Genomic DNA, 20,878 nt, shown 5'->3' with positions numbered 1-20,878 from the left:
TCACCTCCTCCCCTCCGCCGCGAAGTACTCCGCGTACCAGGCCATCAGCTCCGGCACCCGGTCCGGGACGCCCGGGCACTCCCGGGCCATCGCCGCCAGGTGCCGGAAACGCATCGCGAAACCGCGCCGGGCCACATCGGGCCTGGCGATGTGCACGGGTGGTTCCTCCAGCTCGAAGGAGGGGCCCGCCGTCCGCCCCCGCCACCCCGAGTCGAGCGTGACGAGGAGCTCGGCCAGTGGCCGCATCATCCCCGTCATCACGTCGATCGAGGCGTTCATCAGCCGGGAGCGGCGCAGGCTCGCGTCCGGGCTCTCGCCGAAGTGCTGGACCATCAGCTGGAGCATCAGGAAGTAGCTGCGGTTGAACAGCCGCAGCACCTGCCGGGCGTGCGCGTCGAGCACGGCGGCCCGCCCCGGATGCCCCGGGTCGGCCGTGGGGTTCCGCAGGGCCGGGTAGGCCGGCGCCCACGGCGCCCCCTGCCCGCCGGGCCCGTCGGCCCGTTCGGCCATGAGGAGTTCGGCGAGCCGCACGAAGGTCTCGTGGTGCGAGGGGCCGCCGTCCCCCGGCGCGTCCAGGACCCCGCCCTCGCCCTGCTCGGTGACGAAGTCGAGGGCGAAGAGCGCGCTCGACAGATCGTCCACCTCCAGCTGGTAGTCGGGATGGACGGAGTCGACGGCCGCCCCCAGGAAGAGGTGGTGCTCCCCGCCGCCCCGGCCCCGCTCCACCAGGAAGAGGTCGGGCACCCGGGTCAGCCCGTCCCGGATCGCCGCGTACAGCTCGCTCGGCGACCCGAACGGCGTTCCCGAGGGCGTGGCGCCCCACGGCTCTCCCGCCGCACCCGTCCCGGACCCCGCCGTCCCCACCGAGCCGCCCGCCAGCCGCTCGGGCCGCTCGATCGCGATGAACCGCTGGAGACTGCCCAGGTGCAGCGGCTCCAGGGCGAAGTCCAGCGGCAGCGGCAGCCGGCCCGGCGCCCCGAAGTCGATCGCCGGCACGTGGAAGGGCTCGCCCATCGCCATCAGCACGTTGTTGACGACCAGGAAGTGGATCATCTCCTCGCGGGCCACGTCGAGGAGGCTGTCCCTGATGCCCTTCGCCAAGGTCTCCCCGCCGTCCCCGCACGCCAGCCGGAGCTGCCGGGGCGTCCACACCCCGCTGCGGACGTACGCGAACCCCGTCCCGTGGGTCGGGACCGTGTACGCCGCGTAGAGGTACTGCAGCGAGGTCGCCAGCTCCACCGTGACCGCCTGCCACAGTGCCGCACGCAACTGGCCCCGGGTGGTGATGCGCGGCTCGGCCGCGCGGCGTTGCGCGGGCGCCGCCGGGGCGTGCGGCCGCGCCGCCGCCGCGCCCCGGGAGCGCAGATAGGAGAGCAGGAGCCGGGCCTTGGGCAGCGTCAGGTCCCGGGTCGGCGGCATGTAGTAGGTGCGGTCCTTGTTCACCGGATCGCACATCTGCCAGACGAGCTTCGCGTACGTCTCCACCTTGCAGCGGTCGGCGAGGCTGAACACCTCGTCCCGCATGAACGGGAACAACTGCTCGTAGTACGCGAACACTTCGCGGTGCAGCAGCTCGAAGTCGACCTCGGACGGCAGGACCGCGTCCAGGTGCCAGTCGTCGGGCAGCACCCGCACGGCGGCGCCCCCCGCCCACCCCCAGAAGCCGAGCGCGTCCCCGTCGTCGTAGCAGGCCGCCGCCGAACCGTGCGCCGCCGCGTCGACCGGCGGCAGGTCCTCCGCTCCGGTCGAGAACAGCAGCCGCGCGGTGCCCGGCCGCGCCCCGTGGACCGTGAACCAGCCGTACCCCTCCGCGTCCGTCGCCACCCGGCAGGCGCCCCCGGCCGGCTCGGCCTCGGACCCCTTCCGGCCGCCCGTCCGTCCGGCCCGGAGCCGTACCACCTCGACGTCCCCGGTGCGGGCGCCCGGGTCGGACGCCGCCGGATCCATGGGCAGGGCACGCGGGTTGGGGTACTGGCGCACCTCCACCGCGGCGAGCGGCCCCGGCCGGCCGCGCAGGAAGCTCCGCACCGGCACCTCGACGGCGTGCTCGTCACCGCGCTCGGCGTCCGGATGGTCCAGGATCAGCGCGGCCTCGTCGGTGAGCACCACCGCCTCCCGCTCGCGCAGGACGACCCCGGTGCCGTCCCGCACCACCACGAGCCCTTCCTCCCCGGCCCGGCGCACCGCCTCCTCGGACACCGCGGGCACGGTCGCCACCGTCCCGCCGCGGACGTCCCGGGGCAGCACCGCGACCGTCAGCCCCGATCCGGCGGTGCGCACTTCGAGCGCGGGCCCGCCCTCGCCGTCCGTCCCGGCGCGTGCGTACGGCTCGTTGACCACCACCCCCTCGGGGCCGATCCGCACCGTGCACGGCCCGGGCCCGTCCGCACCACCGCCCTCCGCCCCGTACGGGACGAGCAGCCGGCCGGCCGGATGGCTGCGCGGCTCGCCGGGACTCCACGGCGCCACGACTCCCCGCAGCCGCCACCGCCCCGGCGCGTCCCCGACCGGCCCGCCCGGTGTCTCCGCCTCCCGCCCCGTCTCCGCCTCCAGGGTGAACTGGACGAGGAGCGCCCCGCCGTCCCGCTCGGCCACGGCCGCCCGCAGCGCCGTGACGGCGGGGGAATCCACCGCACCCGCCGGCCAGTCCAGCCCCTCGTCCGCCCCGGCCACGCACTGGTGCAGCGCGCGCGCCACCGGCCGGAAGCCCTGCCAGCGCGGCGGCATGAATCCGCTCAGCCCGCCCAGGCACACATAGCCGGCGTCGTGCGACCGGCCCTCACGCCCGAACGCGAACCGGCCGCCCATCAGCGTCGCCGTCCACGCGGACGCCGGATCGACGTCGAAGACGCGCGCCCGGTTCACCGTCGTTCCCAGATAGGGATTGTGATGGCCCCACAGATCCACCGCCCTGCCCACCAGCGGGTCCGACCGGTCGACCTCGCCCGCCCGCCGCTCCACCCCGGTGACCCGGGCTTCCCACACCAGATGCCCGTTCCCCGAGAAGTGCCCGCCGCGCGCGCCCCGTTCCGCCAGGTGCGCGTGGTAGTCGGCCGCCGGGCCCGCCACCCCGAACGGCTCGGCCGGAGCCCCTCCGGCCGCGCCGCGCAGCGCCGTGTTCGAGGCCAGGTCCACGAGCCCGGACCGCGGCCCGGTGGGCAGCCGGGTCAGCGCCGTACCGGCGAAGTACACCCGGGGCAGGTCGAAGACGCTCATGCCGCCTCCCGTCCGGCCGGGGCGGGTGCGCCCCGCCACCGCCCGCCCCGGGACGGGCCGCAGCGCCGCCCCTCGTCCCGCACGATCAGCTCCACCGCCTCCAGGGCCGACTCGACCGCCCCCTCGATCCACGCCGGTTCCGTCGCGCAGTGCTCCCCGGCGAAGAACATCCGGCCCTGCGGCCGCAGCGCCCGCAGCCGCTGCTCCTCCCGGCCCGCCGGGTCCGCGCCCCAGCGGATCGTGCAGCCGCCGCGCGTCCACGGGTGGCCGCCCCAGGCCAGACTGGCGACCCCGCGGACCATCCCGCGCCGCAGCAGCTGCGGATGCATCCGGCCCAGCTCCTCGACGACCGCCCGGTGCCGGACCGGCGCCGGCATCCCGCCGAGCACGTCGGCGTCCTCGCCGATCGTGTAGCTGGCGAGCAGCGCCGCCCCGAGCGGGGGATCCCCGGCACCCTCGGCACCGGCCGGTTCGGCGGTCGGGTAGTACGTCTGCCGGATCCGGCCGCCGCTGAACGAGGCACCGCCCCGGATGCCCTCCCGCTCCCAGAACGGTTCCCGGCAGTGCACGGCCACCTTGGTCGCCGGGCAGGAGACGACCTCCCGGACGGCGGCGAGCTTGTCCTCGTCGAACCCCGCCAGGTGCAGCCCCCGGAGCACCGAGAACGGCACCGTGCACAGCACGTAGTCGCAGTGCCGGACCGAGGACGCCGCGCCTCCGCCGAGCCGCACCCGCACATGGTCGGCGGCGACCTCGAAGCCGGTGGCGGGCTGACCGAGCCAGATCGGCCCCCGGATCCGCGCGGCCAGCCGCTGCACCAGCTGGTCCATGCCGCAGGCGAGCCGCACGAGCCGGGGACTCGTCTCGGTCAGGATGTCGTCGAGGAAGCCGTCGAGCCGGCTGCCGCAGCCCGCCCGGATCCCCGGATGGGCCGCGAACAGCCCGTGCACGTCGATCCGGTCCTTGCCGCCGCCCTGCAGATGCGGCGTCAGATCGATCTCGTCCACCAGGCCGAGCAGCCGCCCGCCCAGGTCGGCACGGAGTCCGTCCCGCAGCGCGGGCGGAGCGACCGCGTCCACGACCGCGGCGAGCCAGGCGCCGAAGACCACCGTCTCCTCGCGGAACCCGGCGAGCCCCAGCGAGGACCGCACCTCGGCCACGAGGGCGCGCGGCGCGTCCCGCAGCCGCACGTGCCCGCCGCCGGTCGCCAGGAAGGCGTTCTCCTCCGACAGCAGCGTCCGGAACGGCCGCACCTGGTCGGCGAGCCCGAGCCGGGCGACGTACCCCATGGTCCGGTGGTGCGCCGTGGGGATCCGCATCGCACCCAGCTCCACGAACGGCGCGCCCTCCTGCGCCCCGAAGCGATGGGTGCGCACCCGCCCGCCGAGCCGCAGGCTCCCTTCGAGGACCTCGACGCGGAACCCGCGCCGCTCCAGCTCGTAGGCGGCGACGAGCCCGGCCATCCCCGCCCCGACGACGGTCACCGTGCCACCGGCACACGGGCGCCTGCGGGGCGACGGACCGGGACGGGGCCGGGGAACGGTGAAGGCGGAGGGGTGGAGGGGCGTGGTGGACATCAGGATCCGACTCCCGGACGGTTCGGTGCGCAGACTCTGGGACGAGAGGACAAAGCGAGACGACAAAGCGAGACGACGAGAAAGCGACCCGGCGACCAGGCGACGGGGCGAGACGCCGAGAAGCCGACGCACGGGGGGCGGGACGGCGCGGCGCGGGGCGGCGCGGGCTCAGGCCCGGCCGTCGACGCCGTCGGCTCTCGCTCCGGCGGCGAGCGCCGCCATGTACTCCCGCAGCGGCTCGACCCCGCCGAGCGGGGCGACCAGGCCCACATGGCCGTCGGGGCGCACCAGCCGCAGCTCCGCCGGATCCCCGAGTGCCGCCTCCGCCCGCGCGTCCGCGGGCGTCACGGGCAGCAGCCGTACGGGGACGGGCCCGGCGCAGGCCCCGCGCAGCGCGCCGAGGGTGACGGCGTCGGCCCGGTCCGCGCGCAGCACCAGCGTCCACGTCGCGTACGCGAGCAGCCGGTGCAGCCGCACCGCCTCCCCGGGACCTCCCGCGCCGGGCCCGGGCTCCACCGGGACCACGGAGGCGTCCGGCATCCGGTCGCCGGCCCGCGCGCCCGAGGCCCGGCCGGAGGCGGGTACGCGCACCGAGAGCGGGCTGTCGCGGTGGTGGCGCACCAGATCGCTCAGCCGCAGGTCGAGCCGGCGCTGGAAGCCGGGCCGGGCCAGCGCGGCGGGCACGGTCGCGGTGAACGCCCGGTGCCCGAGGGGCGGCAGCGGCAGCTCCATGAAGTTGAACCGCATCTCCCGGATGTACCGCAGCGCGAGGAGCCGCTGCTCCGCGTCGTACGTGTCGAGCAGCGCGTCACCGGCCTCGCCCCGGTGTACGGCGGCGAGCTTCCAGGCGAGGTTGTGGGCGCCGAGGACCCCCACGTTCATGCCGTGGCCGCCGACCGGCGCCCACGCGTGCGCCGCGTCCCCCGCGAGCAGACCGCGCCCGCTGCGCAGCCGGGCGGCCACCCGGTCGCTGAACCGGGCGCGGTTGAGCCAGCGGGACGGGGCGGGGGCGAGGCGCAGCCCGGGCATGCGGGCGGTCTCCGCGACCAGGTCGCGCAGTTCGTCGAGGGTCGGGGGCGACCCGAGCGCGGGATCCGGGTCGTCGCGGAAGCAGAAGAAGCGGTAGCCGCCGTCGGGCAGCGGGAAGACGAGGAGCGCCCGGCGCGGCGCCAGGAAGATGTGCCCGCGTCCCGGCTCCTCGGGCAGCGGCCAGGTCGGCAGCGCGTTGCCCTGCACGACCTGGAGGCCGGTGCGGCGGCGGCCCTCGAAGGCGATCCCCAGCCGGTCCCGCACCACGCTGCGGGTGCCCTCGCAGCCCACGATCCACGACGCGCAGCCCGACTCGACCCGCCCGTCGCCGTGCCGCAGGGTGAACTCGGCCCGGTCGTCGTGCACCTTGACGTCGGTGAGCGCGGTGTTCCACTCGACGCGGGTACCGAGGCCGGCCAGCTCCCCGGCCAGCAGGCGCTCGATGACGTGCTGTTCGATGTTGAGCGGGCGGGCGAAGGCGGAGTGCGCCCAGCCGGTGGTCAGCTCGCCCAGCGGCCGGCCCCGGGCGTGCACGGTCACCGCGCCCAGCTCCACCCCGTGCGCGTCCAGGGCCGCGCCGACGCCCAGCGCGTGCAGCGCCTCCCGGGCCCGCGCCCACAGCACCAGCGCACGGGCCTCCCGCTTCGTCTCCGGCGCCGCGTCGACGATCCGCACCCCCAGGCCGAGCCGCCGCAGCCCGATCGCCAACGTCAGCCCCACCGGTCCCGCCCCCACCACACAGACGTCCACGTGCCATCCCTCCCGTTCGTGCTCACGGACCAGGGTGCGGCCCGGAAGATCGGCTTCGCCAGGGCGTGCGGAGGGGCGCCAGACGCACATGACCAGGGATGATTACGTCCTGTGCAACCATTGGCCCGTTTGCGTGACCATCGATGGAATCCGGCCGTCCGGCCGTGCGCGGGAACCGTGGTGAACCCCGCGTACCAAGGCCCCTGCCGCTCCGACCTCCTGGAATCGGCCACTCCGAGGGGTCGTGCGACGCCCTCCTCCGCGCGCCTGCCGTGGCGACTTGGCGCCGCCCGGACACCGCTCACGCGGCGAGTCCTCGCCACGGTGCGTCCCGTCGGCCCCGGCGGCGGGCGGTGACCCCCGGTCCCCGAGGGTCGTTGACCGGGCATGAACACGCACACCCCCGCGGCCCTGCTGGCCGCCCTCCTTCTCGCCGCACCCGCCGTCGGCACCTCCGCGGCCGACGCGGGACCGGTCGTCCCCACCCCGGCGACGACCCTCCGGCTCACCGTCACCGGCCCCGCCCCGGCCACCATCGCCCCCTCTCCCGAATCCACCGCCGCGCCCGCGCCCGCCGCGCGCACCGTCACCCTCCACTGCGACCCGGCCGGCGGCGACCACCCCCGCGCGGACGCCGCCTGTGCCGACCTCGACGCCTCCCAGGGGCGCGTCGACCGCGAGTCCGACACCGCGTGCGTCCTCCTGTACGACCCGGTCGAGGTCCGCGCCGAAGGCGTCTGGCACGGCCGGCCCGTCTCCTTCGCCCGCCAGTACGGCAACACCTGCGAACTGAACGCCCGCACCGGCGCGGTCTTCGCCTTCTGAAGCCGCCTGACGCCGCCTGACGCCCGCCGGCGCCGTCCGACCCGTGCGGCAGGCGGGCGCTCACCGGACGGAGGCGCCTCGCAAGCCCCCCGACGGCACCTCGGCTAGGGTGATTCGATAGGGATTGCCCCCTGGGGCCAGGCCGATGCGTAGGTCGATGCGTGGACGCTCATCAGTCGTCACCGAGCAGGGTTCCGCAGCCGCCGCGGGCGGCCGTCGGGGACGCGGGCGTGCTCCGGGAACTGCTCCCCATCGCACTGTGGCGCGAGGACGCCGAGGGGCGGATCGTCGAGTGGTCGCTCGCCGCCCAGGACCTGCTCGGCCACCGTCCCGAGCACGTCCTCGGCCTGCCCGCCTCCCCGCTCCTCGTGCCCGACGCCAACCGCGAGCTCGCCGACCGGCTCACCCGCCGCGTCCAGTCCGGCGAGACCATGGTCGGCACCCTCCCGGTCCGCCACCGCGACGGCCACACGGTCCCCATGGAGATGTGGATCGTGCCCGCCGCCGACCCCACGGGCCGCCCCGGCGCCATGCTCATCGCCGTGGAGACCTCCGAGGTCCTGCGGATGCGGGAGAACCTCGCCGCCATGGAGAGCCTCTTCACCCAGTCGCCCATAGGGCTCGCCCTGCTCGGCCCCGACCTGCGCTTCCTGCGGGTCAACGACGCCCTGGCCCGGATGAACGGCGTGCCCGCCGTCGAGCACGTCGGCCGCCGCCTCACCGAGGTCGTCCCCGGAGTCAACGCCGCCTCCCTGGAGTCCCTGATGCGGCAGGTCCTCGACTCCCGTACGCCGGTGATAGACGCCCGCCGTGTCGGCCGCACTCCCGCCGACCCCGGCCGCGACCACATCTGGTCCTGCTCCTACGCGCCCCTCATCGACCGCGGCACCCGCCCCCTCCCCGGCGGGAGCAACGCCGCCGGACACGGCACCCCGGGCCAGGGGCGCACGGCCCCGGGGCACGCCGCCCCCGGGCACGCCGACGGGGTGGCGGACCCCGCGCGCACCGGCCGCCCCCTCGGCCTCATCGCCTCCCTCGTCGACATCACCGAGAGCCAGGAGGCGCACCTGGAGGTCGAGCGGGCCCGGCACCGCTTCGCCCTGCTCGCCGAGGCCGGCGCGCGCATCGGCACCACCCTCGACCTGCGGCAGACCGCCGAGGAGGTGGTCCGCTTCCTCGTGCCGCAGCTCTGCGACTCGGCGGACGTGCAGATGCTGGAAGCGGTCCTGGAGCCCGACGACCCGGCCGCCTCCTCCCGGGGCGTGCTGCGCCGCATCGCCGCCGTCTTCCCCGAGCCGGTGCCCCCGAGCCCGCTCCTGGGCCCCGGCCAGACCTTCCAGCTGCCCGCCGGGTCCGCGTACGAACGGATCGTCCTCGACGGCCGCCCGACCTTTCTCACCGACGAGGACATCCCGGTCCTCTTCCCCGGCAAGGCCGCCGAACCGCTGCGCGACTACCTGTCGGCCCGCTTCGGCTCCGCCCGCACCGTGCCCCTCGTCGCCCGGGGCCAGGTCCTCGGCGCCGTCACCGTCACCCGCCTGAAGACCCGGGAACCCTTCGACGACCAGGACGCGGTGCTCATCGACGAGGTCGTCGCCCGGGCCGCGCTCAACATCGACAACGCCCGGCTCTACACCACCCAGCGGGCCGCCGCCCTCGCGCTCCAGCGCAGCCTCACCAACAGCGCCCTGCCCGCCGTCACCGGCCTCGAACTCACCGGCCGCTACCTCCCGGCGAGCGCCCACGACGTCGGCGGCGACTGGTTCGACGTGATCGAACTGCCCGGCGGGCGCACCGGGCTCGTCATCGGCGACGTGATGGGCCACGGCATCCACGCGGCCGCCGTCATGGGCCAGTTGCGCACCGCCGTGCGGACCCTGGCCCGCCACGACATCGCGCCCACCGAGATGCTGCGCTCCCTCGACGCCGTCGTCGCCGACCTCGGCGAGGACACCATGGCGACCTGTCTGTACGCCGTGCACTCCCCGGCCACCGGCACCTGGACGATCGCCCGGGCCGGCCACCTCCCGCCCGCCGTCGTCACGCCCGAGGGCGCGGTCTCCTTCCTCCAGGGTCCGCCGGGCACACCGCTCGGCACCGGCGCCCACGACTTCGGCACCGAGGAACTCCCGCTGCCGCCCGGCGGCCTGCTGGTGCTCTACACGGACGGGCTGATCGAGGCCAGGGACCGGGACCTCGACGAGGGGATGCGCGAGCTCGGCCGCGCCCTCGACCAGGCCATCGCCCTGTCCGGCGGCACGCTGGACGAGGTGTGCGACGGGGTCCTGGCCCGGCTCCTCGTGGACCCGGCCCAGGACGACGTGGCCCTCGTCCTGGCCCGCACGACCGGCTGACCGTCAGCCGGCGGGGCGGTCGAGGACCCGGTAGAGGTCGCGCAGGAGGGCGATCTCGGCACCGTGGTGCAGGAGTTCCTGGTTGACCCACCACACGACCTCCAGGAACGGTTCCTCCGGGTCGCCGCCGTGCGGGTAGGAGCAGTGCCCGACCGTGTCGAGGTCCTTGTCGTCGACGGAGAGCAGCGCGGCCCGCCACGCCCCGGCGGACGCGTCGAAGTCGGCGATCGCCCCGGCCGCGTCGCCGGGCGCGCGGTAGTCGTCGCGGGTCAGCGAGCGGGTCCCGTCCGTGTGGTCGGCGCGGAGCGCCAGCAGCTCGCTGAGGTGGGTGAGCCGCCAGGCGAGCGTCGTGAACGGCGGCGGCACGGGATGCGGATACGGGGAGGTCTCCCGGCCCCACTCGCCGGCGCCGGTCAGCAGCGCGGCGGCCGGACCCGGGCCGTCGGCCCGCCGCCGTACGGACCAGCAGCCCGGTGCGGGCTCCCACCGGTACTCGGCGTCCGTCATCGGGCCCACCGGCACGTCCGTGCCGTTGCCGCTGTCCACCACCGGTCCCGACAGACGGTCCGTCAGCCGCTTGCGGGCGAAGTCGAATTCGGCGAGCAGGGGCGCGAGGCGGTCGGGTATCGCCATGGGGCGGCTCCGGTGCGTGAGGAGGTGCGCGGGTGCGGGAACGCCCGTACCCTGCCACGCCGCCGTCCGCCCCGCACGCGAGTTACCAGGCGTCCCGACTCACCGGCCGCCGGTCCGCCGTTCCGCCCCGCCCCGGCCCATCGACTCGACCAGGGGCAGCATCCGGTGGGGGACCCGCTCGCGCAGCGCGATCTCGGTGCGGGTGCGGACCACGCCCGGCAGCTGGATGAGCCGCTGGATGACGTCCTCCAGGTGGCCCGCGTCCCTGGCCACCACGCGTGTGAGCAGGTCGCCGCCGCCGGTGATGGAGAACGCCTCGACGATCTCCGGCACGGCGGCCAGCGCGTCGCCGACCTCGTCGAGATGGCCCTGGGTGACCTCCACGTGCACGAAGGCGAGCACCGGATGGCCGAGCGCGGCGGGGGAGAGGACCGGCCCGGTCGCGGTGATCACCCCGTCCCGCTCCAGCCGGTCGATGCGCGCCTGTACGGTGCCCCGGGCGATGCCCAGGATGCGCGCGTACTCCCGCACGCTGGTGCGTGGCTGCTCGATCAGGAGCCGCAGGATGCGGGTGTCGAGTTCGTCCACCGCCATGGCGTGCCGGCCTGCCTCTCCGTGCCCACCGGAGCGGGGTCGCGCCGGTGTGATGGTCAGCCCGACGGGGCGATCCGCCGGAATGATCCCGACTTTACCCAGCGGGTGCACCGCCGCACCCGGCACGTGGGCGGCGTGAACCGGCGCGCGTACCGCGGCCCGGGGCCGTCCGGGGTCGTCCGATCGGATGACCCTCCGGTCCGCCGGGCGGGGCCGGACGACCAGCCGCCGGGTCGACCGTCCGGGTCGCGGTCCGGACCCAGGATGGAGGCAGAGCGGGACGGCGCGAGTGCCTCCCACCGAGTCGGAGGAGTGTCCGTCCATGCAGCAGATCTCGAAGCGCGCCCGTGTCCTGACCGGCGGTGCGGCCCTGGTCGCCCTGGGCGCCGGCACGTTCGGCGCGGTCTCCGCCAACGCCGCCACCCCGGCCGCCGCCCCCGCCGCCGCCGTCAAGGCCGACGCGAAGAACAAGAACACCACCACCAGCACCCACCTGACGATCGACGCCGCCACCAAGGCCGCCCAGGCCGCCCTCGACGCCGCCGAGAAGGAGAACCAGCGCGTCTCCGTGGCCGTCGTCGACCGCAACGGCAACACGATCGTCACCCTGCGCGGCGACGGCGCCGGCCCGCAGTCCTACGAGTCGGCCGAGAAGAAGGCGTTCACCGCCGTCTCCTGGAACGCCCCCACCACCGAGCTGGTCAAGCGCCTGGAGCAGGCCCCGAACCTGAAGGACATCCCCGGCACCCTCTTCCTCGGCGGCGGCGCTCCCGTCACCGGCAAGAACGCCCCCATCGCCGGCATCGGCGTCGCCGGGGCCCCGTCCGGCGACCTCGACCAGAAGTTCGCCCAGGCCGGCGTCGACGCCCTCGCCAAGTAGCACGCCAGGCCCCGCGAGGGGCCCGCGGAACTCCGACGGCGTCCGGACACGCCCGCCCGGACGCCGTCGGCCCGGTTCGTACCCACCCCCGCCACACCCCTGCGTCCCCGCACCCCAGCCCCGCGCCCGAGGAGACCGCCGTGACCGTCACACCCCACCACCGTCTCCTCGCCGCCGCCCGCCGGGGCGACGCCGACGGCGTCCGCGCCGCGCTCGCCGACGGAGCCCCGACCGAGACCCGCGACGAGGAGCTGCGCTCCCCGCTGCTGCTCGCCGTCCTCGGCGACCACGTCGAGGCGGCCCGCGCGCTCGTCGCGGCCGGCGCCGACCCCGACGCCCGGGACGCCCGGCACGAGAGCCCCTGGCTGGCCACCGGCGTCACCGGCAGCGTCGCCATGCTGCGGGTGCTGCTCGCCGCGGACCCCGCCCCCGACTTCCGGCTGACCGACCGTTTCGGCGGCACCAGCCTCATCCCCGCCGCCGAACGCGGCCACGTCCCGTACGTCCGGGCCGTCCTGCGCGACACCCCGGTCGACGTCGACCACGTCAACGACCTCGGCTGGACCGCCCTCCTGGAGGCCGTCATCCTCGGCGACGGCGGCCCGGCCCACCGGAAGGTCGTCGCACTGCTGCTCGCCGCCGGCGCCGACCCCGAGCTCGCCGACGCGTACGGCACCACCGCCCTGGAGCACGCCGAGCGGCGCGGCCACACCGAGCTCGCCGCCCTGCTGCACCGGACCCCCGCCGCTCCGGCCGCCCTGCGCTGAGACGCCGAGCGCCCTGACGCGGGCGCTGGTCCACCGGCCCACACGCGGACGGGTCGGGGCGCGGGAGACCGGGCCAATGGCACAGCGATTCGAAAGCGATTTGAGCCAAGGGCCCGGTCGGTGCTTTTCTTGTGTCCATCAGAAGAACGTGGCGCCGCAGCGCCGGGACGGCGACGAGGCCGCTCCGGACGCCGGCGCCTTCGTCGTGTCCGTACGCGCCCCACCACCCCAGGGGCAGGGCGTGCGGCGGGCGAGCGGCAAGACGAGGGGGCGGCCGACCGCCGTGAAGAGGATGTTCGTGGCTCCGGACCCGGGGCTCCTCCGGCTCAGGACCGGATTGCGCGCGGTGCTCGGCATCGCGCTCGCGGTGACCGTCGCCGAGCTGGCCGGTTTCTCGCTGACCGCGTCGATCACCGGAGGACTGGCGGCACTGCTCGCCCTGTTCACCGTCACCGACGCCACGGTCCGCGGCCAGGCCGTCACCACCCTGCTGCTGCCGCTCGCCGGCTTCCCGGTCCTCGCGCTCGCCACCCTGCTGCACGACCACACCCTCCTGCGGGACGTCTCCTTCCTGCTGGTCGTCCTCGCCGGCGTCTACGCCCGGCGCTGGGGCCCGCGCGGGCACGCGCTCGGCATCTTCGCCTTCATGAACTTCTTCAGCACCCAGTTCCTGCACGCCCTGCCCGCCCAGCTCCCCGAGCTGTACGCGGCCGTGGGCATCGCCCTCGCGGCGGCCGGAGCCGTACGGTTCCTGCTCTGGCCGATCGAGCGGCGCACCCCGCCGCCGGCCGCCCCCGCCCCGCTGCCCGGCACCGGCCTCGCCCGGATCACCACCCGGCAGGCGATCCAGGCCACCGCCGCCTGTGCCGTCGCCCTCGGCATCGGCCAGGTGCTCTCCGAGGACCGCTGGTACTGGGCCGTCGGCACCACCTGGTGGATCTTCGTGAACACGGTCTCGCGCGGCGAGACCCTGGTCCGCGGCTTCCGCCGCTTCCTCGGCACCCTCCTCGGCATCGCCGTCGGCATGGTCGTCGCCCTTCCGCTGCACGGCGCCCCGCTGCCCACCGCCCTCCTGGTGGCCGTCTGCGTCTTCGGGATCTTCTACACGGCGCCGCTCTCCTACAGCTGGATGATGCTCGCGGTCACCGTCATGGCCGGTCTGCTCTACGGACTCCTCGGCGTCCTCGACCCGGCGCTCCTCGTGCTGCGCCTGGAGGAGACCGTCGTCGGCGCCGTCTGCGCCGCCCTCGCGGTCCTGCTGATCCTGCCGGTCACCACCCACGCCATCAACGACGCCTGGATCCAGCGCGCCCTGCGCGCGGTCCACGCGGCGACCGCCGCCTCCGAGCGGCGCCTCGCCGGCGACGAGGCCGCCGACCCGAGCCCGCACGTCGCCGAGCTCGACCTGCTGCTCGGCCGGGTGCGGCTCTCGCTGGCCCCGCTCGTCCACCCGCTGAGCCCCTTCCGGGGCCGCAAGGCCCGGGCCCGCCGGGTCCTCGCCCTGCTCGACGAGTGCGCCGCCGAGGTGCGCGGGCTCGCGGCCGTCGCCGCCGACCCCGACGCCAGCCACGACGCCCGGCTCGCCGCCGCCTGCTGGCGGGTCGAGACGGCCGTCGAGGGCCTCACCTCGCCCGGTGCGAACCGCCCCGCGCCGGCCGCCGATCCCGAGGCCGCCGCCCATCCGGCGCCCGCCGCCCTCGGCCACGTCAGCGGCCTGGAGCGGCTGCTCGCCGCCCTGGACGAGCCGCTGCGCACCCCGCCCGGCTCCCTCCTGGTCCGCTCCTGACGGACTACGCCACCGGCTGATCGGACTTGGTCTAGACCGCCTGCTAACGTCGCCCGCAGACGGCCGGTCGCAGCGACCGGCCCCGGGGCAGGGAGGCGCCGTGGGCGGGACCGACGAGACACATGGGCGGGGGACGGGGCCGGTACGCGCCTACCTCGGCTCCTTCACCTCGGCGGGCGGGCGCGGCGTGCTCGCCGCCGATGTCGACCCGGTCACCGGCGCGCTGACCGTCACCGGCGCCACCGGCGCCGTCGCCGACCCGTCCTACCTCGCCCTCGCCGGCGGCGTCCTCTACGCCGTCTCCGAGACGAACCCGGGCGCCGTCGCCGCCCTCGCCCCGGCCACGCCCGCGCCCCGCCCGCTCGGCGCCCCCGTGCCCGTCCACGGCGCGGGCCCCACCCACCTCGCCGTCACCGCCGGCCACCTCCTCACCGCCAACTACACCTCCGGCAGCGTCACCGCCCTGCCGCTGGCCGAGGACGGCGTCCCCGGCCCCGCCACCGCGGTCCTCCACCACGAGGGCAGCGGCCCGGTCTCCGACCGACAGGCGGGCCCCCACGCCCACCAGGTCCTCCCCGACCCGAGCGGACGCTGGGTCCTCACCGTGGACCTCGGCACCGACTCCGTCCGGGTCTGCGCCCTCGACCCCGCCACCGGCGCGCTGCGCCTCCACGGCGAGACCACCCTGCGGCCCGGCTACGGCCCCCGCCACCTCGCCTTCCACCCGGCCGGCGGCCATCTGTACGTCGTCGGCGAGCTGGAGCCCGCCGTCACCGTCTGCCGCTGGGACGCCCGGAACGGCGAGCTGACCCCGCTCGCGGAGATCCCGCTCGCCGACACGGACGCCGCCGGCCCCGCGTACCCCTCCGCCGTCGTCGTGGCGCCCGACGGACGGTTCCTCTGGGTCGCCGTGCGCGGCACCGACACCATCGCCGTCCTCGTCCTGTCCCCGGCGGGCGACGAGGCGATCCGCTCCGCCACCGTCCCCTGCGGCGGCTCGTGGCCCCGCGACCTCGCCCTCGACCCGTCCGGACGGCGGCTGTACGCGGCGAACGAGCGCTCCGGCGACGTCACCTGGTTCGACGTCGAGCCCGAGACCGGCACGCCCGTCAGGTCCGGCTCCGTCGAGGCCCCGGCGGTCACCTGCGTCGTCTTCGGCTGACACGGCTCCGAGGGGGCGCCCCCGGTCGCCCGGCGCATACGGAAGGGCCCGCACCGACGGTCGTCGGCGCGGGCCCTCGTACGCTTCCGCGGCGTCAGTGTGCCGGGGCCGCGCCCTGCGGGAGGCCGAGCACGGCCGAGTACTGCGACAGGATCAGCTTGCCGATGGCCGGGTAGGCGCCCAGCGCCTCGGCCGCCGGGCAGCCGGCCTCCTTCGAGGCCTCGTCGAGCAGGCCCTCGGCCAGCTCCGGGCCGATCAGGTACGGCGCGAGCGCCAGCTGCACCGCGCCCGCCTCGCGCAGCTGCTCGGCGACGGAGGCGATCGAGCCCTCCTGGTCGAGCGCGGCGGCCATCACCGGCACGGCGAGCCGGGCCGCGAGCAGCATGCCCGTGATGCCGGCGGCCTGGACGGCCTCCTCGCCGCCGACCGTGGCCAGGACGATGCCGTCCGCGGCCGTGGCGACGGTGAAGAGCCGGGCGCGGTCGGCACGGGCGAGCCCGGCCTCCGACAGGCGCACGTGCAGCGCCTCGGCGAGCAGCGGGTGCGGGCCGAGCACCTCGGTCAGCTCCGCGGTGTTGCCGCTGTCCATGACGGCCTGGCGGATCTGGCGCATGACGGCGCTGTCCGGCCCCGCGAGCAGCGGGACGGCGATCGCGGCCGGGCCCTGCGGGGCCTCGACCTCGCGGCCGGCCGCGACCGCGATCCGGTACCGCTCCTCGCGGAGCTCCGCGGCGGCGGTCAGCACGCCGGCGAGCGTCGGGTACTCCTCGCCGTCGCCGTCCACGAAGCCGATCGCGGCCTCCAGGCCGGGCAGCTCGGACCGGGCGATGCTCACCAGCTCCTCGGCCAGCGAACGTATGGCGGCCGAGGGCGCGCCGGGGACGGCGAGCACCAGGGCGGGAGCGCCCTCGGGCGCCGCCGCCGTTTCGGGGCGACGGTGCCGCCCGGACGGGCGGGGGCGCGGCATTCGTACAGGCAGGCCGTTGGCGGGCCCAGTGGGGGTGCTCATGGCGCCGCATGCTACTGGTTTTGCGGACGGGAGCGTTCGGTGAGGTGCGACCACGCGCCTTCTGCCCCTGTATGTCCGGTCGGGGGCGGGCCGGATCGTGGACCCGGCCGGTCCGGTCGCCGCCGCACGCCCCGGACCAGCGGCGATGCCCGCCGGGCGGGGGCGGCGCGGTCAGAGGTACCGCAGCAGCGCGGGGTCCTCGGGCAGCCCCCCGACCCCGGCGGCGAGCCCGCCGGCGAGCGTCAGGGCGCCGTCGAGAGGGTCCCCCGTGGGAGCGACGGTCCGGACCCCGGGCAGCCGCTCGGCGAGCGCCGCCCGCAGCGGTACGAGGAGCGGGTCGCCGAGCCGGAACAGTCCGCCGGTGAGCGCCACCACGGCCGCCGGGTCCGGCGGGCAGGCCGCCTCGGCGGCCTCGGCGATGTGCTCGGCGGCCCGCTCCAGGATCCCGGCCGCGACGGGCTCGCCGTCGGCCGCGCAGGCCGCGACCTCGGGGGCGAAGGCGGCGAGGACCGCCGGCCGGTCGGTGCGCGGGTAGAGCGCGGCGGGCAGCCCGGCGGCCGGGCCGTGGACCTTCTCGGCGCGGGCCAGCAGCGCGGACGAACCGCCGCGCCGCCCGTCGTACGCCCGCATCGCCGCCTCCAGGCCGGCCCGGCCGATCCAGGCGCCGCTGCCGCAGTCGCCCAGGAGGTGGCCCCAGCCGTCGGCGCGCCGCCAGCGGGTCAGGTCGGTGCCGAGGGCGATCAGACCCGTGCCGCCGGCGACCACCGCGCCGGGCCGGGTGCCGAGCGCTCCCGCGTAGGCGGTGACGGCGTCGGCGGCGAGCACCGTCCCGCGCACCCCCCACGCCTCGGCGAAGGCACCCGGGAGGACCGCGCGCAGCTCCTCGCCGAGCGTGGCCATCCCGGCGGCGCCCACGGCCGCGGCGAGCACCGGGCGCCCTTCCCCGGCCCGGGCCCGCAGCGCGGCGACGGCGGGCAGCACGGACTCCAGGAAGTGGGCGGCGGAGATCCCGCCGGGACCGGTCCGTACGGGCCCGGGCGCGGCCGTCCGGTCGAGCACCGTCCCGTCGGCGGCCCGGGCGAGGGCGACGCGGAGCCCCGAGCCGCCCGAGTCGATGCCGACGACCACCGGGTCGGCCGGTCCGCCGCCGCGTGCGCTCTCGGAGTCCACTCTGCGACCGTCCCTTCCCGGAGGGGTCCTGGGGCCCGCAGTCTAGGCCGGAGGGTGTTGTCGGTGTAGGCCGCTAGAGTGACGGACCGTGACTGCGAGACCGTTGAACGAACTGGTGGAGCCCGGTTGGGCCAAGGCCCTGGAGCCCGTCGAGGGCCTGGTGGCCGAGATGGGCGACTTCCTGCGCGGGGAGATCGCCGCGGGCCGTACCTATCTGCCGTCGGGGCCGAACGTGCTGCGCGCCTTCCAGCAGCGGTTCGACGACGTGCGGGTCCTGATCGTCGGTCAGGACCCCTACCCCACGCCGGGGATGGCGATCGGCCTGAGCTTCGCGGTGGCGCCCGAGGTGCGGCAGCTGCCCGCGAGCCTGCTGAACATCTTCTGGGAGATGCACACCGACCTCGGCCACCCCCGCCCTTCGAACGGCGACCTCACCCCGTGGACCCGGCAGGGAGTCCTGCTGCTCAACAGGACCCTGACCACCGCCCCGCGCAACGCGGGCGCCCACCGCAACAAGGGCTGGGAGGCGGTCACCGAGCAGGCGATCCGTGCCCTCGCGGCCCGCGGCAAGCCCCTGGTCTCCATCCTCTGGGGCCGCGACGCCCGCAACGCCCGTCCGCTGCTCGGCAGTCTGCCCGCCGTCGAGTCGGCGCACCCGTCCCCCCGCTCGGCCGACCGGGGCTTCTTCGGCTCCCGCCCCTTCAGCCGGGCCAACGAGATGCTGGTCGCCCAGGGCGCCGAGCCGGTGGACTGGCTGCTGCCCTGAGCGGCGGGCCGACGGCCGTGCGGCGGCGGGCCGTTCAGACGACCGCCGCCCGCACGCACAGCACGTCCGGCAGGTGCTCGGCGAGCAGCTGCCAGCTGTCGCCGTCGTCGGCGCTGGCGTAGAGCTCGCCGTTGCGGTTGCCGAAGTAGACGCCGGCCGGGTCGGCGTCGTCGGTGCACAGCGCGTCGCGGAGGACGGTGCCGTAGTGGTCGCCCTCCGGGAGGCCGCGCTGGAGAGGCTCCCAGCTCGCGCCGGCGTCGGTGGTGCGGTAGACCCGGCAGCGGCGCTCGGCCGGGACCCGGTCGGAGTCGGCGGTGATGGGGAAGACGTAGGCGGTGCCGGGGCGGTGCGGGTGCGCGGCGGCGGCGAAGCCGAAGTCGGAGGGGAGCGGGCCGCCGATGTCCTTCCAGCTGCCGCCGGCGTCGTCGCTGCGGTAGACGCCCCAGTGGTTCTGCAGGTAGAGCCGGTCCGGATCGCCCGCGTCCTGCGCGATCTTGTGGACGCACTGGCCGAACTCCGGGTGCGGCTCGGGCAGGAAGGGCGCCGCGACGCCGTGGTTGGAGGGGGCCCAGGACGCCCCGCCGTCCCGGCTGCGGAAGACGCCGGCGGTGGAGACGGCCACGGTGACGGCGTCCGGATCGCGGGCGTCGGTGACGACCGTGTGCACGGCCTCGCCCCCGCCGCCGGGGACCCACGCCGAGCGGCTCGGGTGCTCCCAGAGCGGCCGGACCAGGGAGAAGGACGCGCCGCCGTCCTCGGAGCGGAAGAGCGCGGCCGGTTCGGTGCCCGCGTAGACGACGCCGGGGGAGTGGGCGGGGGCCGGATGGAGCTGCCAGACGCGCTCCAGGGAGGCACCGGTGTCCTGGGGGAACGTGACGGCGGGCGCGGGCGGTTCGGTCCAGGTCCGGCCGAGGTCGTCGGAGTGGAAGACGGACGGGCCCCAGTGGGCGCTGTCGCCGCCGACCAGCAGCCGGGGGGTGTCCGACCGGGTGTCGATGGCCACCGAGTAGACGGCCTGGGCGGGGAAGTGGGGATCGTCGAACTCCCAGCGCCCGTCGTGCCTGCGGCCGATGAAGAGTCCCTTGCGGGTGCCTACGGTGAGAAGTACGTCGGGCATGGGGCCCACCTCCAGGACGCCGTTGTCGCGGATACGGGCCAGTCTGCACCCGGCCGCTGACAACGGCCCCTGGGACACCCCGTGACCGGCCGGTCACGGGATGTCCCAGGCGGGGCGGCGGGTCAGATCGCCCAGGCGTACTGCGGCGGCGTGAGGGTGGTGGCGCCCAGCTCGCGCGCGGCCCGGCGCGGCCAGGAGGCGTCGCGGAGCAGCTCGCGGCCCAGCAGGACCGCGTCGGCCTCGCCGTTGGCGACGATCTTCTCGGCCTGCGCGGGCTCGGTGATGAGGCCGACGGCGGCGACCGGCAGCCCGGTCTCGGCCTTGACGCGGGCGGCGAAGGGCACCTGGTAGCCGGGGCCGACGGGGATCGAGGCGGGCCCGCCGTTGCCGCCGCTGGAGACGTCGAGCAGGTCGACGCCGTGCTCGCGCAGCAGGGCGGCGAAGCGGACGGTCTCGTCCGGGGTCCAGCCGGCCTCCTCCAGCCAGTCGGTGGCCGAGATGCGGAAGAAGAGCGGCAGCTCCTCGGGCCAGACGGCGCGGACCGCGTCCACGACCTCCAGGGCGAGCCGGGTGCGGTTCTCGAAGGAGCCGCCGTAGGCGTCGGTGCGGCGGTTGCTGTGCGGGGAGAGGAACTCGCCGATCAGGTAGCCGTGGGCGCCGTGCACTTCGGCGACCCGGAAGCCGGCCGCCAGGGCGCGGCGGGCGGCGGCCGCGAACTGTCCGACGATCTCGCGGATGCCGTCCTCGGTCAGCTCGGTGGGCACCGGATAGCCCTCGTCGAAGGGGAGCGGGCTCGGCGCGACCGGCTGCCAGGCCTCCTCGGCCGGGGCGGGGCCGCGGCCGAGCCAGGGGCGCTGGGTGGCGGCCTTGCGGCCGGCGTGGGCGAGCTGGATGCCGGGGACGGTGCCCTGCGCCTCGAGGAAGGAGGCGATCCGGCGCAGCGCCTCGGTCTGGGTGTCGTTCCACAGGCCGAGGTCGGCGGGGCTGATGCGGCCCTCGGGGGCGACGGCGGTGGCCTCGACGAGGATCAGTCCGGCGCCGCCGGTGGCCCGGGAGGCGTAGTGGGCGAAGTGCCAGTCGGTGGCGACGCCGGCGTTCGGGCCGAAGACCTCCGCCGAGTACTGGCACATCGGCGCCATCCAGACGCGGTTGGGGACGGTCAGCGAGCGGAGGGTGTAGGGCTCGAAGAGGGCGGCGCTCATCGGGGACTCCGTTTCGGGACGGCCTGGGTGCCGGACGTGGG

The 20,878-nt window shown here is 76.3% G+C and carries 16 protein-coding genes; 7 read left to right on the top strand and 9 right to left on the bottom strand.

What is annotated here, in order from left to right:
* The 3 genes from AB0E19_RS34460 to AB0E19_RS34450 all read right to left on the bottom strand — a co-directional run bounded on the left by AB0E19_RS34460 (nt 1) and on the right by AB0E19_RS34450 (nt 6,572).
* A complete protein-coding gene (locus AB0E19_RS34460; RefSeq protein WP_362187681.1) occupies nt 1–3,216 on the bottom strand; it encodes a ferritin-like domain-containing protein in 3,216 nt (1,071 codons plus the stop codon).
* Entirely contained in the window at nt 3,213–4,700 is a 1,488-nt protein-coding gene (locus AB0E19_RS34455; protein ID WP_362187678.1) for an NAD(P)/FAD-dependent oxidoreductase, read from the bottom strand. The genes AB0E19_RS34460 and AB0E19_RS34455 overlap by 4 nt, the downstream gene beginning before the upstream one ends.
* 261 nt (nt 4,701–4,961) lie before the next feature.
* The gene (locus AB0E19_RS34450; RefSeq protein ID WP_362187675.1) at nt 4,962–6,572 is read right to left on the bottom strand and encodes an FAD-dependent monooxygenase; all 1,611 of its coding nucleotides are present in this window, start codon (nt 6,570–6,572) and stop codon (nt 4,962–4,964) included.
* 387 nt (nt 6,573–6,959) lie between these two features.
* On the opposite strand from AB0E19_RS34450, the gene AB0E19_RS34445 reads away from it, so the two are divergent.
* A complete protein-coding gene (locus tag AB0E19_RS34445) occupies nt 6,960–7,397 on the top strand; it encodes an SSI family serine proteinase inhibitor (RefSeq protein WP_362187672.1) in 438 nt (145 codons plus the stop codon).
* 161 nt (nt 7,398–7,558) lie between these two features.
* Complete coding sequence (locus tag AB0E19_RS34440) at nt 7,559–9,751, top strand: SpoIIE family protein phosphatase (protein ID WP_362187669.1); 2,193 nt, start codon at nt 7,559–7,561, stop codon at nt 9,749–9,751.
* 3 nt (nt 9,752–9,754) lie between these two features.
* Here AB0E19_RS34440 and AB0E19_RS34435 read toward each other — a convergent pair whose 3' ends face one another.
* Both AB0E19_RS34435 and AB0E19_RS34430 read right to left on the bottom strand, forming a co-directional pair.
* A complete protein-coding gene (locus tag AB0E19_RS34435) occupies nt 9,755–10,384 on the bottom strand; it encodes a DinB family protein (RefSeq protein WP_362187666.1) in 630 nt (209 codons plus the stop codon).
* Between the two features lie 99 nt (nt 10,385–10,483).
* Entirely contained in the window at nt 10,484–10,978 is a 495-nt protein-coding gene (locus AB0E19_RS34430) for an Lrp/AsnC family transcriptional regulator (RefSeq protein WP_362187663.1), read from the bottom strand.
* A gap of 322 nt (nt 10,979–11,300) precedes the next feature.
* Between AB0E19_RS34430 and AB0E19_RS34425 the strand changes: the two genes are divergently transcribed.
* The 4 genes from AB0E19_RS34425 to AB0E19_RS34410 all read left to right on the top strand — a co-directional run bounded on the left by AB0E19_RS34425 (nt 11,301) and on the right by AB0E19_RS34410 (nt 15,573).
* The gene (locus AB0E19_RS34425; RefSeq protein ID WP_362187660.1) at nt 11,301–11,858 is read left to right on the top strand and encodes a heme-binding protein; all 558 of its coding nucleotides are present in this window, start codon (nt 11,301–11,303) and stop codon (nt 11,856–11,858) included.
* Between the two features lie 140 nt (nt 11,859–11,998).
* On the top strand, nt 11,999–12,625 hold the full coding sequence (locus AB0E19_RS34420; RefSeq protein ID WP_362187657.1) for an ankyrin repeat domain-containing protein: 627 nt from the start codon (nt 11,999–12,001) through the stop codon (nt 12,623–12,625).
* Nucleotides 12,626–12,917: 292 nt separating this feature from the next.
* On the top strand, nt 12,918–14,411 hold the full coding sequence (locus AB0E19_RS34415) for an FUSC family protein (RefSeq protein WP_362187708.1): 1,494 nt from the start codon (nt 12,918–12,920) through the stop codon (nt 14,409–14,411).
* Between the two features lie 100 nt (nt 14,412–14,511).
* A complete protein-coding gene (locus AB0E19_RS34410) occupies nt 14,512–15,573 on the top strand; it encodes a lactonase family protein (protein ID WP_362187654.1) in 1,062 nt (353 codons plus the stop codon).
* Between the two features lie 94 nt (nt 15,574–15,667).
* On the opposite strand, the gene AB0E19_RS34405 is transcribed toward AB0E19_RS34410, so the two are convergent.
* The gene (locus AB0E19_RS34405; protein WP_362187651.1) at nt 15,668–16,582 is read right to left on the bottom strand and encodes a hypothetical protein; all 915 of its coding nucleotides are present in this window, start codon (nt 16,580–16,582) and stop codon (nt 15,668–15,670) included.
* A gap of 171 nt (nt 16,583–16,753) precedes the next feature.
* Complete coding sequence (locus AB0E19_RS34400; protein ID WP_362187648.1) at nt 16,754–17,752, bottom strand: BadF/BadG/BcrA/BcrD ATPase family protein; 999 nt, start codon at nt 17,750–17,752, stop codon at nt 16,754–16,756.
* 88 nt (nt 17,753–17,840) lie between these two features.
* Between AB0E19_RS34400 and AB0E19_RS34395 the strand changes: the two genes are divergently transcribed.
* Nucleotides 17,841–18,518 carry a uracil-DNA glycosylase gene (locus AB0E19_RS34395; protein WP_362187645.1) on the top strand — a complete coding sequence of 226 codons (678 nt, stop codon included), beginning with the start codon at nt 17,841–17,843 and terminating at the stop codon, nt 18,516–18,518.
* A gap of 34 nt (nt 18,519–18,552) precedes the next feature.
* On the opposite strand, the gene AB0E19_RS34390 is transcribed toward AB0E19_RS34395, so the two are convergent.
* Together AB0E19_RS34390 and AB0E19_RS34385 are read right to left on the bottom strand one after the other, a co-directional pair.
* Complete coding sequence (locus tag AB0E19_RS34390; RefSeq protein ID WP_362187641.1) at nt 18,553–19,635, bottom strand: exo-alpha-sialidase; 1,083 nt, start codon at nt 19,633–19,635, stop codon at nt 18,553–18,555.
* Nucleotides 19,636–19,757: 122 nt separating this feature from the next.
* Nucleotides 19,758–20,837: an NADH:flavin oxidoreductase/NADH oxidase gene (locus AB0E19_RS34385; RefSeq protein ID WP_362187638.1), complete on the bottom strand. Its 1,080-nt coding sequence runs from the start codon at nt 20,835–20,837 to the stop codon at nt 19,758–19,760.
* Between the last annotated feature and the right edge of the window lie 41 nt (nt 20,838–20,878).

This window comes from Streptomyces sp. NPDC047974 (assembly GCF_040653375.1).
In the GTDB taxonomy this organism is placed as follows: Bacteria; Actinomycetota; Actinomycetes; order Streptomycetales; family Streptomycetaceae; genus Streptomyces.
This window is presented reverse-complemented; position numbering and strand designations above follow the sequence as displayed.

Coding starts and splice junctions, on each gene's coding strand:
- AB0E19_RS34430 (WP_362187663.1), bottom strand. CDS start 10,978: ATGGCGGTGGACGAACTCGACACCCGCATCCTGCGGCTCCTGATCGAG.
- AB0E19_RS34445 (WP_362187672.1), top strand. CDS start 6,960: ATGAACACGCACACCCCCGCGGCCCTGCTGGCCGCCCTCCTTCTCGCC.
- AB0E19_RS34460 (WP_362187681.1), bottom strand. CDS start 3,216: ATGAGCGTCTTCGACCTGCCCCGGGTGTACTTCGCCGGTACGGCGCTG.
- AB0E19_RS34390 (WP_362187641.1), bottom strand. CDS start 19,635: ATGCCCGACGTACTTCTCACCGTAGGCACCCGCAAGGGACTCTTCATC.
- AB0E19_RS34415 (WP_362187708.1), top strand. CDS start 12,918: ATGTTCGTGGCTCCGGACCCGGGGCTCCTCCGGCTCAGGACCGGATTG.
- AB0E19_RS34435 (WP_362187666.1), bottom strand. CDS start 10,384: ATGGCGATACCCGACCGCCTCGCGCCCCTGCTCGCCGAATTCGACTTC.
- AB0E19_RS34405 (WP_362187651.1), bottom strand. CDS start 16,582: ATGAGCACCCCCACTGGGCCCGCCAACGGCCTGCCTGTACGAATGCCG.
- AB0E19_RS34425 (WP_362187660.1), top strand. CDS start 11,301: ATGCAGCAGATCTCGAAGCGCGCCCGTGTCCTGACCGGCGGTGCGGCC.
- AB0E19_RS34385 (WP_362187638.1), bottom strand. CDS start 20,837: ATGAGCGCCGCCCTCTTCGAGCCCTACACCCTCCGCTCGCTGACCGTC.